Source organism: Klebsiella sp. Q2 (assembly GCF_009900705.1).
In the GTDB taxonomy this organism is placed as follows: Bacteria; Pseudomonadota; Gammaproteobacteria; order Enterobacterales; family Enterobacteriaceae; genus Klebsiella; species Klebsiella quasipneumoniae.
Genome location: NZ_JAAABE010000009.1, coordinates 1 through 15341, shown reverse-complemented (window position 1 = coordinate 15341; position 15341 = coordinate 1). Strand labels below are relative to the sequence as shown.

Genomic DNA, 15341 nt, shown 5'->3' with positions numbered 1-15341 from the left:
AAAATGTGGGATTAAAAAAAACGATCAGGGCTTAATGGTGCGCATGATCGGGTTCTGCAGCACGATCAGGGTTTCAGTGGACTGAATTTCATCAATTGTTTGGATCTTGTTGATAAGTACCTGCTGCAGGGCATCGATGGATTTACACATCACCTTAATAAAGATGCTGTAGTGGCCGGTGGTGTAGTAAGCCTCGGTCACCTCCTCCAGGCTTTCCAGGCGGGCGAGGGCGGAGGGATAGTCTTTGGCGCTCTTGAGAATAATGCCGATGAAGCAGCCGACGTCATAGCCCAGCTGTTTGGGGCTGACGTCAATGCGCGCGCCAGTAATGATGCCCGCCTGTTTCATCTTTTCGACGCGCACATGAATAGTGCCCGGGCTGACGCTGAATTGTTTGGCCAGTTCGGCATAGGCGGTACGGGCGTTGGCCATGAGCGCATCGAGAATGCCGCGGTCCAGATTGTCGATCTGATAATTTTCCATATCTTTTTCTTATGAAGTTTGACGGTTCTTACTATTTTAGCTCTATATTTTGTTGAATTAAAAGTTGACGAGCCTTTTTATTGATTGATTATTGTATTGGCGGCCTGTTTTGTTGCTTAATCAATGGCAACAGGACGCAGGAGTCATAAAAATGAAAACCGCTTATATCGCAAAACAACGCCAGATCAGTTTCGTTAAATCCCATTTTTCCCGTCAGCTGGAAGAGAAGCTTGGCCTGATTGAAGTCCAGGCGCCAATCTTAAGCCGCGTGGGCGATGGGACGCAGGATAACTTGTCCGGCTGCGAGAAAGCGGTTCAGGTGAAAGTGAAAACACTGCCCGACGCCCAGTTCGAAGTGGTTCATTCGCTGGCGAAATGGAAGCGTCAAACCCTGGGACAACACGACTTCAGCGCGGGCGAAGGGCTGTACACGCACATGAAGGCCCTTCGCCCCGATGAAGACCGTCTTACGCCGATCCACTCCGTCTATGTCGACCAGTGGGACTGGGAGCGGGTGATGGGGGATGAAGAGCGCCACGTCGGCACGCTGAAGGCGACCGTCGAAGCGATCTACGCCGGGATTAAAGCCACCGAGCTGGCGGTCAGCCAGGAATTTGGCCTGACGCCGTTCCTGCCGGAACAGATCCACTTTGTTCACAGCCAGGCGCTGCTGAGTCGCTATCCGGATCTTGATGCCAAAGGCCGCGAGCGAGCGATTGCCAAAGAGCTGGGCGCCGTCTTCTTAATCGGCATCGGCGGCAAACTCTCTGATGGCAAGCGCCATGATGTACGTGCGCCGGATTATGATGACTGGAGCACTGAGGTTTCTGAAGGCTTTGCCGGACTGAACGGCGATATCCTGGTGTGGAACCCGGTGCTGGAAGATGCGTTCGAGATCTCATCAATGGGGATCCGCGTTGACGCCGCGGCGCTAAAACGCCAGCTGGCGCTGACTGGCGACGAAGATCGCCTGCAACTGGAGTGGCACCAGGCGCTGCTGCGCGGCGAGATGCCGCAGACTATCGGCGGCGGCATTGGCCAGTCTCGCCTGACGATGCTGCTGCTGCAGCTCGACCATATCGGCCAGGTGCAGTGCGGCGTATGGCCGGCACAGGTTCGCGAAAGCGTTCCCGCGCTGCTGTAACGATTAGCGCCGCCAGCGTCGCAGCAGGCGGCTACGCAACCCGGTATCAAAGCGCCAGATATGATCGAAGATGCGCATGATGCCGGGTTTGCCGTGTACCGACATCGCCACCGCGTGAAAACGGTGCTGATGCTTTCGCTGTAGCTCCCCCACCTGCGCAATCACCTCATCCGGCAACCGCTGGGCAATAAAGTCGGAGATCACCACGGCATCCGCATCCACCCACTGCGGGTTTTGCAGACGTTCAATAATGGCGCGAAAACAGCTGGCCAGATCGGTGCCGCCGCGAAAGCGCTGGCTCAGAAAGCGGATCGCCTGCTCCAGGCCGCCCTCGCAGGTCAGTTCGTAGTGCACCACTTCGCTGGAGAACAGCATAATAAAGCAGCGGCGGTTATCCGCCAGCGCGACGCGCATCAGGGCCAGACAAAAGGCTTTGGCGCACTGCTCGTTAAAACCGCCCATCGATCCTGAGGTATCGACGCAGACAATAAAGGGCCCGCGAGGCTGTTCATCAAAATCCTGCCGCGTCACCGGGCGTTCGGTGATTTTTTCGCGCCAGGCGTCACCGTGCAGCCGGTAAGTCAGGAGCTGTTTCTCCACCAGCTTGCGATAAAATTCAAACTCCAGCTCCGTGATGCCGAGCGTCGCCAGCTCCGGCGGCAGCAGGCGCAGAATATCATCGCTCTGCTGGAGGCCGTCGACCTGTTCCGGCACCGTCGCTGGCTCGCGCACCAGACTACGGAAGGTCTCCATCGGCGCGTCTTTCTTCGGCACGGATTTCGCTTCCCGTGAACGCCCCAGTTGTTCCGCCAGCTGCTGCAGCTCCGGCTGCTGGTTAAGAAAATCGCCATAGCGCACAATCAGCTGATAGTCGCCACGTTTCAGTTCGCCGGCACTCATATCCCACAGGCGTCCGGCGGCGGTGTCATTCTCCGCCAGCACCGGATCGAGCTGACCGCTGAGTGTCATTCGTTCCTGGACCTCACTGAGCAACTGATCGCGCTCCTCATCCAGCAACTGCTGATTAAGGCTGGTGGCTTGCACCACCAGGCTTAGGCGCCAGCGCTGTAAAAACAGCGTATGCAGCGCCGGGGTAAAGGTAGCATTGTCGTCCACCAGCTTCTGCGCCTGGGCGGCAAAAGGGGACTGGAGCTGGTGCAGCTTGCCGAGGATCTGCGGTAGCTGGACGATAAACTGTGAGGTAGAGAGCAGTTGAGCCTGCTGATAGGTTTGTACTTCGGCGTCCAGATCCGGCGGGATGTTAACCTCTTTTAAGCGGGCGCGAACGGCTTCCCGCCAGCGCGGAATATCCGCCGCGATGATGTTTTTCAGGCGGGGAAATTTCTCAAAGAAAACCGCCAGCTGCGGAGAGGCCAGCAGCGCCAGCAGCATCTCCTCGATCATTCCCTCTTCGCTGACTGCCAGCATGACATTCAGCATATCCAGCGTCATGGCTGCTTCGCCTGTTTAATCTGCGCGCCGACGTCCTGCAGGCTGGCTTCGATTCTTCCCAGCCACTCGACCGGGATAAACAGGCACTTCTGCTGCTCGCTGAAGCGGTTATGTTGCTGGTGCCACTCATCGTCCAGCGCCTCCAGCTGCTGGCGAATTTCCGCCGGCATGTTCTCCTGCGACGCGCTGCCGGGCAGCGCGAGGCGTGAGCCCTGCAGGCTGACGTCGCGAACGACCAGATGCTGGCTGGTGTCGACATCCATATTGAGCAGTTGGGCAAAGCCGATCCCGTTGAGCTTGCCGCGGATCTCGCCGCCTTTTTCCAGCCAGCTGGCTAACGCCTCGCGCTCAAAAGTAATGTGGATCACTTCCATATCGTGAAGTTTGAGCGGCTGCTGCAGCAGCAGGGTCAGGGTGGATCCCTGGATCTCCGCCGGCAGCTCATAGTGCGGCTTGCGGCTAAACATGCCGCCAAGGCGGGTGACCTTTAGCGCCGTTTTGTCACTTTGCTGCTGTTGGATTTGAATGCGTCGCTGCACAATCGCCCCGAGCCGCGTCAGCATTGCCTGCTGCTGCCAGGCGTGGCAGGTCATCAGCGTTTCCAGCTGCTGCGACATCAGGTGCATGCTCTCGACGTTGTGCCACAGACAATCTTTCAGCAGGATAAGATCTATCGGCGCGATGCTGTCGCGGCCGCTGAAGAAGGCGCTGGCCTGCAGCAGGCGAATGGCCTTTTTCCAGCGGCGATCTGAAACGTACGGCGCGTTTGGCAGGGCATCCAGCTGCTGGCGCAGCTGGAATATCAGCTCAAACACCGCGTCCGGTAGTTTGATATTGCCGATCTGCTGCTGCCATTGCGTAAACTCCTCGTCGCTTACCTGCAGCGCGCTGGGCACCGGATTGCTGTTTTCATCCTGCTGGCTGACCAGCATCGAACGGAAATTTCCTTTATCCTGCACTTTATCAAGCCACAGACGGATCAGCATTCGGTCATACAGCGCTTCCAGGCTGCTGTCGGCTTCGGGGAGTTCGTTCGAGGCGGCCACCAGCAGGCGCATTGGGATTTTCTCTTCGTGAGCGCCATTGCGGAAGTGACGTTCGTTAATCGCCGTCAGCAGGGTGTTGAGGATAGCCGGACCCGCTTTCCATATTTCATCGAGGAACACGATTTCTGCTTCCGGCAGGTAGCCGGCGGTTAAACGCTCGTAGCGCCCTTCATCTTTCAGCGCCTGAATGGACAGTGGGCCAAAAACCTCTTCCGGGGTGGAAAAGCGGGTCATCAGGTATTCAAAAGCGCGCGCCTGCTGGAAGGCGAACTTGAGGCGGCGGGCAATCAGGCTTTTGGCGATCCCCGGCGGACCGAGCAAAAATACGCTCTCGCCGCTGAGCGCCGCCAGCAGGCACAGGCGTATCGCGTGGCTGCGTTCAAAGAGTCCTTTTTCGAGTGCCGCGCTGAGTCGGGAAATTCTTTCAGCCAGTAAATGTGTTTGAGCCATAATTGAGTTGCGTGCTTTGTCATGTATCGTTATTGGGACGAGTATAGATGTTAGAGCAGGGGCGGTAATAGCCTGAAGAATCGATTTATTTTTTTTGAGCCAGGTTAATATGGTGTCTGTTAGGGGTACGATTTCACAAATAATCGTGCATACTGTGCGCTTTTTGTGGGCCAAGGGACTAGGCACACATTTGTTTTATAAACGAAAAGACTAGTCTATGAGCACTGATAATAAACAATCGTTGCCGGCGTTAACGCTGGCGGCCATCGGCGTGGTGTACGGTGATATCGGTACCAGTCCACTGTATACCCTGCGTGAATGCCTGTCAGGTCAGTTTGGCTTTGGCGTTGAGCGCGATGCCGTTTTTGGCTTTTTGTCGCTGATTTTCTGGCTGTTAATCTTTACCGTATCGATTAAATACATCACCTTCGTGATGCGGGCGGATAACGCCGGGGAAGGCGGGATCTTAACGCTGATGTCACTGGCCGGACGCAATACCTCGGCGCGGATGACCTCTGTGCTGGTGATCCTCGGCCTGATCGGCGGCAGTTTCTTCTATGGCGAAGTGGTGATAACCCCGGCGATTTCGGTCATGTCGGCGATAGAGGGGTTAGAAATTATCGCCCCGCAGCTCGATAGCTGGATTGTGCCGATCTCCATTATCGTGCTTACCCTGCTGTTTATGATCCAGAAGCACGGGACCGGGATGGTCGGCAAGCTGTTTGCGCCGATTATGCTGATCTGGTTCCTGTTGCTGGCGGTGCTTGGCGCGCGAAGCATTTACGCTAACCCGGAAGTTCTGCAGGCGCTGAACCCCTACTGGGCGGTGCACTTCTTCCTACAGTACAAGACCGTTTCCTTTATTGCGCTTGGCGCGGTGGTGCTGTCGATTACCGGGGTGGAAGCGCTGTACGCCGATATGGGGCACTTCGGCAAACTGCCCATCCGCGTCGCCTGGTTCTCCGTCGTACTGCCTTCGCTGGTGCTGAACTATTTTGGCCAGGGGGCATTGCTGCTTAAGCATCCGGAAGCGATTAAAAACCCGTTCTTCCTGCTGGCGCCGGAGTGGGCGCTGATCCCGATGCTGATTATCGCCACGCTGGCGACGGTTATCGCCTCGCAGGCGGTGATCTCCGGGGTCTTCTCCTTAACCCGTCAGGCGGTGCGTCTGGGCTATCTGTCGCCGATGCGCATCATCCACACCTCGGAAATGGAGTCCGGGCAGATCTATATCCCGTTTATTAACTGGCTGCTGTATGTCTCGGTAGTGATCGTCATCGTCAGCTTCGAGCACTCCTCTAACCTGGCGGCGGCGTACGGTATCGCGGTAACGGGCACCATGGTGCTGACCTCCATCCTTTCGGCAACGGTGGCGCGCAAAAACTGGCACTGGAATAAGCTGTTCGTTGGGCTGATGCTGGTGGCCTTCCTGTGCATTGATGTTCCGCTGTTCTCGGCGAACCTCGATAAGATTGTCTCCGGCGGCTGGCTGCCGTTATCCCTGGGTCTGGTGATGTTTACGGTGATGACCACCTGGAAGAGCGAGCGCTTCCGCCTGCTGCGTCGGATGCACGAGCACGGCAACTCGCTGGAAGCGATGATCTCTTCACTGGAGAAATCGCCGCCGGTACGCGTCCCGGGTACCGCGGTGTATATGTCCCGCGCCCTGAACGTGATCCCGTTTGCCCTGCTGCATAACCTGAAGCACAACAAGGTGCTGCATGAGCGAGTGATCCTCCTGACCCTGCGCACCGAGGACGCGCCTTACGTGCATAACGTTCGCCGGGTGCAGATTGAGCAGCTGTCGCCCTCGTTCTGGCGGGTGGTGGCCAGCTACGGCTGGCGGGAAACGCCAAATGTCGAAGAGGTGTTCCATCGCTGTGGCCTGGAAGGACTCAGCTGCCGGATGATGGAGACCTCGTTCTTTATGTCCCATGAGTCGTTGATTATCGGCAAACGGCCGTGGTATCTGCGTCTGCGCGGCAAGCTTTATCTGCTGTTGCAGCGTAACGCCCTGCGCGCGCCGGATCAGTTTGAAATCCCGCCAAACCGGGTTATCGAGCTCGGTACTCAGGTCGAAATCTGATGTCAAAAAAGCCCTTCCGTTGCGAAGGGCTTTTTGTTTCTCACTCCGTTTGTCATGTCCTGTCGCTGTCTCGCGAAACGTTTCGATGGCGATCACATTTCTCTCTTCTGGTGATGGTTTTCTGCTCACACATTGATAATAATTATTGTAGCGAAACGTTTCGCTAGTGGAGCAAAAGAGAAAAAATGAAAAAAGGCACCGTACTTAACGCTGATATTTCCGCGGTCATCTCCCGCCTGGGTCACACCGATACGCTGGTGGTCTGCGATGCCGGATTGCCGGTTCCCCGCAGCAGCGCGCGCATCGATATGGCGTTAACCCAGGGCGTACCTTCATTTATGCAGGTTCTGGAAGTGGTGACGACGGAAATGCAGGTTGAAGCGGCTGTCATCGCGGAGGAAATTAAGACGCATAATCCGCAGCTCCACGCGACGTTGCTCAACCATCTTGAGCAGCTTCAGCAGCACCAGGGAAATACCATTGAAATTCGTTACACCAGTCATGAGCAGTTCAAAAAACAAACCGCAGACAGTCAGGCGGTAATTCGCAGCGGGGAGTGTTCCCCGTTCGCGAATATCATTCTCTGTGCCGGCGTTACGTTCTGAGGTCGCCGTCATGGAAGCCTTATTGCAACTGAAAGGGATCGATAAAGCGTTCCCTGGCGTCAAGGCGCTCTCCGGCGCCTCGCTGAATGTCTATCCTGGCCGGGTGATGGCGCTGGTGGGTGAGAACGGCGCCGGTAAATCCACCATGATGAAAGTGCTGACCGGGATCTACACCCGTGACGCCGGCGCTTTATTATGGCTCGGTAAAGAGACCACCTTTAACGGCCCAAAATCTTCCCAGGAAGCCGGGATCGGCATTATCCATCAGGAACTGAACCTGATCCCGCAGTTGACGATCGCCGAGAACATCTTCCTTGGCCGCGAGTTCGTTAACCGCTTTGGCAAAATCGACTGGAAGCGGATGTATGCCGAAGCCGACAAGCTGCTGGCGAAGCTGAATCTCCGTTTTACCAGCCAGAAGCTGGTGGGCGATTTGTCGATTGGCGATCAGCAAATGGTGGAGATCGCCAAAGTGCTGAGCTTCGAGTCGAAGGTCATCATTATGGATGAACCGACCGACGCGCTGACCGATACCGAAACCGAATCGCTGTTCCGCGTGATCCGCGAACTAAAATCGCAGGGGCGCGGCATCGTCTACATCTCCCACCGCATGAAAGAGATCTTCGAGATTTGCGACGACGTGACCGTGTTCCGCGACGGGCAGTTTATCGCCGAACGCGAGGTCTCCTCGCTGGATGAAGACCGTCTGATCGAAATGATGGTTGGCCGGAAGCTGGAAGATCAGTATCCGCATCTGGCTAAGGCGCCGGGCGCGGTGCGTCTGAAAGTCGATAATCTCTGCGGCCCGGGCGTGGAAAACGTGACCTTTACCCTGCGCCAGGGGGAAATCCTCGGCGTCGCCGGGCTGATGGGCGCCGGGCGGACCGAGCTGATGAAAGTGTTGTATGGCGCACTGCCGCGCAGCAGCGGCTCTGTGACGCTCGACGGTCACGAAGTGGTGACCCGTTCGCCGCAGGATGGTCTGGCGAACGGCATTGTCTATATCTCCGAAGACCGTAAGCGCGACGGCTTAGTGCTCGGGATGTCGGTAAAAGAAAATATGTCCCTGACCGCCTTGCGCTACTTTAGCCGGACGGGAGGGAGCCTCAAGCATAAAGATGAACAGCAGGCGGTCAGTGATTTCATCCGGCTGTTTAACGTGAAAACGCCGTCCATGGAGCAGGCGATCGGCCTGCTCTCCGGCGGCAACCAGCAAAAGGTCGCCATCGCCCGCGGGCTGATGACCCGGCCGAAGGTCCTGATCCTCGATGAGCCGACCCGTGGCGTCGACGTCGGGGCGAAGAAAGAGATCTACCAGCTCATCAATCAGTTCAAAGCCGATGGCCTGAGCATCATTCTGGTCTCCTCCGAGATGCCGGAAGTGTTGGGCATGAGCGATCGCATCATAGTGATGCATGAAGGGCATCTCGGCGGTGAATTCACACGCGAGCAGGCCACCCAGGAAGTATTGATGGCTGCCGCTGTGGGCAAGCTTAACCGTGTGAATCAGGAGTAAGAAAGATGACAACCCAGGCTGTTTCTGGTCGCCGTTATTTCACGAAAGCGTGGCTGATGGAGCAAAAATCGCTGATTGCCCTGCTGGTGCTGATCGCGGTGGTATCGACCATGAGCCCCAACTTTTTTACCGTCAATAACCTGTTCAATATTCTGCAGCAGACCTCCGTTAACGCCATTATGGCGGTAGGGATGACGTTGGTCATACTGACCTCGGGGATCGACCTGTCCGTCGGTTCCCTGCTGGCGCTCACCGGCGCGGTGGCGGCGTCGATCGTTGGCATTGAGGTGAATGCGCTGGTGGCGGTCGCTGCTGCCCTCGCATTAGGTGCGGCGATCGGCGCAGTCACCGGGGTGATTGTGGCGAAAGGCCGCGTGCAGGCTTTCATCGCCACCCTGGTGATGATGCTGCTGCTGCGCGGCGTGACCATGGTGTACACCAACGGCAGCCCGATCAATACCGGCTTTAGCGATAATGCCGATCTGTTCGGCTGGTTTGGTATCGGGCGTCCGCTGGGGATCCCGACGCCGGTATGGATCATGGCGATTGTCTTCCTGGCGGCCTGGTACATGCTGCACCATACTCGCCTGGGCCGTTATATCTATGCCCTTGGCGGTAATGAGGCAGCGACGCGTCTGTCCGGGATTAGCGTCAATAAAGTCAAAATTATCGTTTACGCGTTGTGCGGGATGCTGGCGTCGCTGGCCGGGATTATCGAAGTGGCGCGCCTCTCCTCCGCACAGCCAACGGCCGGGACAGGCTATGAGCTGGACGCCATTGCGGCAGTCGTGCTCGGTGGCACCAGCCTGGCGGGCGGCAAAGGACGCATTGTCGGCACGCTGATTGGCGCGCTGATCCTTGGCTTCCTGAATAATGGTTTGAACCTTTTAGGCGTTTCTTCCTATTACCAGATGATCGTTAAAGCGGTGGTGATTTTGCTGGCGGTACTGGTAGATAACAAAAAGCAGTAACTGAGAACTCTACAGGACATCTTAACTATGAATATGAAAAAACTGGCGACCCTGGTCTCTGCTGTTGCGCTAAGTGCGACCGTTAGCGCGAACGCGATGGCCAAAGACACCATCGCTCTGGTTATCTCTACTCTCAACAACCCGTTTTTCGTGTCTCTGAAAGACGGCGCGCAAAAAGAAGCTGACAAACTGGGCTACAACCTGGTGGTGCTCGATTCCCAGAACAACCCGGCGAAAGAGCTGGCTAACGTTCAGGATTTAACGGTGCGCGGCGCGAAGCTGTTGCTGATCAACCCCACCGACTCTGATGCCGTCGGCAATGCTGTGAAGATGGCGAACCAGGCGAAAATCCCGGTCATCACCCTTGACCGTCAGGCGACAAAAGGCGATGTCGTGAGCCACATCGCCTCTGACAACGTGCAGGGCGGAAAAATGGCGGGCGATTACATCGCGAAAAAGCTGGGTGAAAGTGCGAAAGTTATTGAGCTGCAGGGCATTGCCGGGACTTCCGCGGCGCGCGAGCGTGGCGAAGGCTTCAAACAGGCTGTGGCGGCGCACAAGTTCAATGTTCTGGCCAGCCAGCCGGCCGATTTCGACCGTACCAAAGGGCTGAACGTGATGCAGAACCTGCTGACCGCCCATCCTGACGTCCAGGCGGTGTTCGCGCAGAATGATGAAATGGCGCTCGGCGCCCTGCGCGCGCTGCAGACCGCAGGCAAGTCCGATGTGATGGTGGTTGGATTTGACGGCACTCCGGATGGCGAAAAAGCAGTAAACAGTGGCAAACTGGCGGCGACCGTCGCACAGTTGCCGGAGCAGATCGGCGCGAAAGGCGTTGAGACTGCTGATAAGGTACTGAAGGGCGAAAAAGTGGAGGCTAACTACCCGGTTGAGCTGAAGCTGGTCGTTAAGCAGTAATATGCGATTCGGACTGGCAACGGTCCGAGGGACAATATAAAAAAGAAAAGCAGGGCATGCGCCACCGGATGCCGGTGGCGCGCTTTCCCGGGAACAGAAACGATGAAAACTGCAGGCAAACTTGTCGTCCTTGGCAGCATCAATGCCGATCACATTCTCAACCTTGACGCTTTCCCGACACCGGGTGAAACCGTCACCGGCAACCACTACCAGCTGGCGTTCGGGGGGAAAGGGGCCAACCAGGCGGTGGCCGCCGGGCGCAGCGGGGCGGATATCGCGTTTATCGCCTGCACCGGCGATGACGACATCGGTGAACGCATCCGCCGCCAGCTGGCAAGCGATAAAATCGATGTGGCGCCTGTGCGCGCGGTCGCCGGGGAAGCAACCGGCGTGGCGTTAATCTTCGTTAACGCCGAAGGTGAGAATGTCATCGGTATTCATGCCGGCGCCAATGCGGCATTATCCGTCGCTCAGGTAGAGGCGGAAAAAGCGCGGATCGCCAGCGCGCAGGCGTTGTTGATGCAGCTCGAGTCACCGCTGGAGAGCGTGCTGGCGGCGGCGAAAATCGCCCATCACCATCAGACCACCGTGGTGCTTAATCCCGCGCCAGCGCGTGAACTGTCCGATGAACTGCTGGCGCTGGTGGATATCATTACCCCCAACGAAACCGAAGCGGAAAAGCTGACGGGTATTCGCGTTGAGAGTGACGAGGATGCGGCAAAAGCCGCCGACGTGCTGCATGCCAAAGGCATTGGTACCGTGATGATCACCCTCGGCAGCCGCGGCGTCTGGCTCAGTGCCGAAGGCGAAAGCCGCCGGATCCCAGGGTTTCGTGTGCAGGCTATTGATACTATCGCCGCCGGCGACACCTTCAACGGCGCGCTGGTAACCGCGCTGCTGGAAGGGACCGACCTGCCGGAGGCGATCCGCTTTGCGCATGCCGCGGCGGCGATTGCCGTAACCCGCAAAGGCGCGCAGCCTTCCGTGCCGTGGCGCACAGAGATCGATGAATTTTTAGCGCAACAGGGGTAATGCTTGGCTACGATGAAAGATGTGGCCCGCGTAGCGGGCGTTTCCACATCGACGGTGTCACACGTCATCAATAAGGACCGCTTTGTCAGCGAGGCGATCACCGCCAAAGTCGACGCCGCGATCAAAAGCCTTAACTACGCCCCCTCTGCGCTGGCGCGTAGCCTCAAGCTTAATCAAACCCGCACCATCGGCATGCTGATCACCGCCAGTACCAATCCGTTTTATTCGGAGCTGGTGCGGGGCGTGGAGCGCAGCTGCTTTGAGCGGGGTTATAGTCTCGTACTCTGTAATACGGAAGGTGATGAGCAGCGAATGAATCGTAATCTGGAGACGTTAATGCAAAAACGCGTCGATGGATTACTGCTGCTGTGCACTGAGACCCACCAACCCTCTCCGGAAATTATGCAGCGCTATCCGTCGGTTCCGACGGTCATGATGGACTGGGCGCCGTTTGATGGCGATAGCGATCTGATTCAGGATAACTCGCTGCTCGGTGGTGATATGGCGACCCAGTACCTGATCGATCAAGGGTATTCACACATCGCCTGCATTGCCGGCCCGCTGGATAAAACCCCGGCGCGTCTGCGCCTTGAAGGTTACCATGCCGCGATGGCGCGCTGCGGTCTGCCCGTAGCCGAGGGATACGTGGTGACCAGCGATTTTGAGTTTGGCGGCGGGTTTAGCGCGATGCAGCGGCTGCTGGCGTTGCCGCAGCGGCCGCAGGCGGTGTTTGTCGGTAACGATGCCATGGCGGTTGGCGCTTATCAGGCGTTATACCAGGCCGGGCTGCAGATCCCGCAGGATATGGCGCTGGTGGGTTACGATGATATTGAACTGGCTCGCTATATGACGCCGCCGTTGACCACCATTCATCAACCGAAAGATGAGCTGGGGGAACTGGCCATCGACGTGCTGATCCATCGCATGGCCGACCCGCAGCAAAAACAGCAGCGCGTACAGTTAACCCCGGAGCTGGTGGTCCGCGGTTCCGCTTAGCGTTTGTGCCGCTCGCTAATCAGGTTGCGGCCATCCTTCGCTCTTAACAGCATAAACATCAGCGCCGACACGATGGTTATCACGCCCATGGTAATAAAGGTGTAGTGAAACTGCTCTACGGTGCTGGCGCTGTCAAAACCTTCATAGAAGCGCAGCACCGCAGCGCTGATGGCCACCCCGAGACTGATGGAAAGCTGCTGGGTGACGGCCAGCAGGCTGTTGCCGCTGCTGGCATTGTCATCCGTCAGATCGGCCAGGGTAATGGTATTCATGGCGGTAAACTGCGTGGACATCGCCATCCCCAGCACGAACAGCGGCAGAAGAAGCATCCACAGCGGCATTTCTGGCGACTGCAGCGAGAACTGGGCAATCATAAGGCCAATAAACACGGTGATCCCCACCAGGGTCTTACGATAGCCAAACCAGCGCAGCACCTGGGTAACGGTAGATTTCGCAATAATCGAGCCGATAGCGGTGGGGGCGATCATACAGCCGGCGATAATAGCCGGATAGCCGAAGCCAACCTGTAGCATGAGCGGCATCAGAAACGGCACGCAACCGGTACCCAACCGCGTGGCAAGGTTGCCGGCAATGCCAACCGAGAACGTATGGGTCTTAAATAAAGAGAGCGAGATAAGCGGCGCAGGATGGCGGCGCGCGTGACGGACATAGGCCAGGAGCAATATCAGACTGACTGCGATCACCGCCAGCGCCAGCCATGTCGCCACAATTTTTTCGCCAAACAGTTCAATACCGCTGGAAAATAACACCAGGCTTAAGCCAAATAACAGAAAACCGGTTATATCGAAGCGTCGGCGCGGCGTTGTGAAATTTGGCATGTATTTACGGGCGTACAGAATGCCGATCACGCCGATGGGTATGTTTATCAGGAAAATCCAATGCCAGCTGGCCCAGGTAACAAATACCCCGCCGAGCACCGGACCCAGAATCGGTCCCACCAGTCCTGGCATGGTGACAAAGTTCAGAACCGGCAGCAGTTCGCTGCGCGGATAGGCGCGCAGGAGGGCCAGCCTCGCCACCGGCATCATCATCGCCCCGCCGATCCCCTGAATGACGCGAAAAATGACCAGTTCCGTTAATGAACTGGAGAGCGCGCAGGCGAGGGAGCCGAGAGTAAACAGGCTAACGGCGATGATAAAGACCCGACGCGTGCCGAAGCGATCGGCCAGCCAGCCGCTGACCGGGATCAGCATCGCCACCGTCAGCGTATAGCTGATGATGGCCGACTGCATTGCTAACGGGGAACGATTCAGGCTGTGGGCGATAGCCGGGAGGGCAGTGTTAAGAATGGTGGCATCCAGCGCCTGCATAAAGAAGGCCATCGCCGCAATCCACGGCAGGCCGGCCATGCTGCGCCCTTTTTTTCCGCTCATGCCAAATCCTTGTTATTGATTTACGTGGTGGGGGGCGTTTAGCAGCGCCTGGCAGGCAAGTAAGGCACCCGGCGCATCACTGTTGAGAATGGCATCGACAATCGCCTGGTGGAGATCGAGCTTCACCACTTCATTTTGCGTAATTGATGTGAAGTAAGTGTGGTAGACCGAATGAAATAAAGAAGCGAATGAGCTGAGGAAAGGATTACCGCTCATTTCATAGATATGTTCATGCCAGGCCATATCGACTGCTATCCAGCGATCGCGCTGAAAATGGCGTTTCAGGGCAATCATCTCTTCCATTAGGGTATTGAGCTGCGCTTTCTGCTCTGCGGTGCCGTGGGCGGCGGCGAGAAAACAGGCCTGTGGCTCCAGGCTGCTGCGCATGACGAGAAAGTGGCTCACCACCTCTTCGAAGTTATCTTCTGTTAGCCACCAGGAGAGGAGCTCTTTATCAAGGAAGTTCCAGCTGCTGCGCGGCATGACCCGGGTGCCAATGCGAGGGCGGGGCAGCAGCATGCCTTTTGCAGTGAGTGTCTTCACCGCTTCGCGGACGGCGGTACGACTCACGCCGAACTGCTCCCCTAACTCCATTTCGCCGGGAAGAATGCTTTCCGGCTGATATTCGCCAGTCAGTATTTTTTGGGCGAGCTTCTCGGCTAGTACCCAGGAGATGTTCTTTTGTGCCGCCAGTTGCTGTGCGCTTAAAGACATAAATGCCGTTCCTTTCTTTTCTCTACTCTAACAGTATGCCACCAGGCGCCCCGTTTCGTCGGTTAAAACAGCAAAACGGCGGTTTTTTGCGACATTCCTCGCCGCATTGTTGAAAAAAGAGACGGTTGAAAAGTTTTTTTGCATTTCCCCTTGTCACCTCGGAATTACTCCCTATAATGCGCCTCCACTGACACGGAACAACGGCAAGCAAGCCGCCGGGTCAGCGGGGTTCCGGTGAGAACCTCGCAGAGAAAAGCAAAAATAAATGCTTGACTCTGCAGCGGGAAAGCGTAATATGCACACCCCGCGCCGCAGCGAAAAACGAAGCGGCACTGCTCTTTAACAATTTATCAGACAATCTGTGTGGGCACTCAAAGTGACATGGATTCTTAATGTCTTCGGACAATAAATGAATACCAAGTCTCAAGAGTGAACACGTAATTCATTACGAAGTTTAATTCTTTGAGCATCAAACTTAAATTGAAGAGTTTGATCATGGCTCAGATTGAACGCTGGCGGCAGGCCTAACACATG

The 15341-nt window shown here is 56.7% G+C and carries 13 protein-coding genes; 8 read left to right on the top strand and 5 right to left on the bottom strand.

Annotated elements, in window-relative coordinates; genetic code table 11:
- Positions 1-24 precede the first annotated feature (24 nt).
- Positions 25-483: a transcriptional regulator AsnC gene (gene asnC / locus GT756_RS24310; protein ID WP_002882510.1), complete on the bottom strand. Its 459-nt coding sequence runs from the start codon at positions 481-483 to the stop codon at positions 25-27.
- A 151-nt stretch (positions 484-634) separates the two neighbouring features.
- Here asnC and asnA point away from each other — a divergent pair, with 151 nt between their 5' ends.
- Positions 635-1627, top strand: coding sequence for an aspartate--ammonia ligase (gene asnA / locus GT756_RS24305; RefSeq protein ID WP_004202316.1), 993 nt, complete (start codon positions 635-637; stop codon positions 1625-1627).
- Between the two features lie 3 nt (positions 1628-1630).
- On the opposite strand, the gene viaA is transcribed toward asnA, so the two are convergent.
- On the bottom strand, positions 1631-3079 hold the full coding sequence (gene viaA, locus GT756_RS24300) for an ATPase RavA stimulator ViaA (protein ID WP_160125109.1): 1449 nt from the start codon (positions 3077-3079) through the stop codon (positions 1631-1633).
- The gene (gene ravA / locus GT756_RS24295) at positions 3076-4575 is read right to left on the bottom strand and encodes an ATPase RavA (protein ID WP_004202318.1); all 1500 of its coding nucleotides are present in this window, start codon (positions 4573-4575) and stop codon (positions 3076-3078) included. The genes viaA and ravA overlap by 4 nt, the downstream gene beginning before the upstream one ends.
- A gap of 217 nt (positions 4576-4792) precedes the next feature.
- On the opposite strand from ravA, the gene kup reads away from it, so the two are divergent.
- From kup to rbsR, 7 genes are all read left to right on the top strand, one after another.
- The gene (kup, locus tag GT756_RS24290) at positions 4793-6661 is read left to right on the top strand and encodes a low affinity potassium transporter Kup (protein WP_004202319.1); all 1869 of its coding nucleotides are present in this window, start codon (positions 4793-4795) and stop codon (positions 6659-6661) included.
- 185 nt (positions 6662-6846) lie between these two features.
- Positions 6847-7266, top strand: a complete 420-nt coding sequence (gene rbsD / locus GT756_RS24285; protein ID WP_004202320.1) for a D-ribose pyranase — start codon at positions 6847-6849, stop codon at positions 7264-7266.
- 10 nt (positions 7267-7276) lie between these two features.
- On the top strand, positions 7277-8782 hold the full coding sequence (gene rbsA, locus GT756_RS24280; RefSeq protein ID WP_004202321.1) for a ribose ABC transporter ATP-binding protein RbsA: 1506 nt from the start codon (positions 7277-7279) through the stop codon (positions 8780-8782).
- Between the two features lie 5 nt (positions 8783-8787).
- A complete protein-coding gene (gene rbsC, locus GT756_RS24275; protein ID WP_004202322.1) occupies positions 8788-9753 on the top strand; it encodes a ribose ABC transporter permease in 966 nt (321 codons plus the stop codon).
- A gap of 27 nt (positions 9754-9780) precedes the next feature.
- Positions 9781-10671 carry a ribose ABC transporter substrate-binding protein RbsB gene (gene rbsB, locus GT756_RS24270; RefSeq protein WP_004202323.1) on the top strand — a complete coding sequence of 297 codons (891 nt, stop codon included), beginning with the start codon at positions 9781-9783 and terminating at the stop codon, positions 10669-10671.
- Positions 10672-10773: 102 nt separating this feature from the next.
- Positions 10774-11703 carry a ribokinase gene (gene rbsK, locus GT756_RS24265; RefSeq protein ID WP_004202324.1) on the top strand — a complete coding sequence of 310 codons (930 nt, stop codon included), beginning with the start codon at positions 10774-10776 and terminating at the stop codon, positions 11701-11703.
- Between the two features lie 3 nt (positions 11704-11706).
- Positions 11707-12699 carry a ribose operon transcriptional repressor RbsR gene (rbsR, locus tag GT756_RS24260; RefSeq protein WP_004202326.1) on the top strand — a complete coding sequence of 331 codons (993 nt, stop codon included), beginning with the start codon at positions 11707-11709 and terminating at the stop codon, positions 12697-12699.
- Here rbsR and mdtD read toward each other — a convergent pair.
- Together mdtD and GT756_RS24250 are read right to left on the bottom strand one after the other, a co-directional pair.
- Entirely contained in the window at positions 12696-14093 is a 1398-nt protein-coding gene (gene mdtD / locus GT756_RS24255; protein WP_004202328.1) for a multidrug transporter subunit MdtD, read from the bottom strand. The two genes, rbsR and mdtD, sit on opposite strands and share 4 nt — an antisense overlap.
- 12 nt (positions 14094-14105) lie before the next feature.
- Positions 14106-14807: a FadR/GntR family transcriptional regulator gene (locus tag GT756_RS24250; RefSeq protein ID WP_004202329.1), complete on the bottom strand. Its 702-nt coding sequence runs from the start codon at positions 14805-14807 to the stop codon at positions 14106-14108.
- Positions 14808-15341 lie beyond the last annotated feature (534 nt).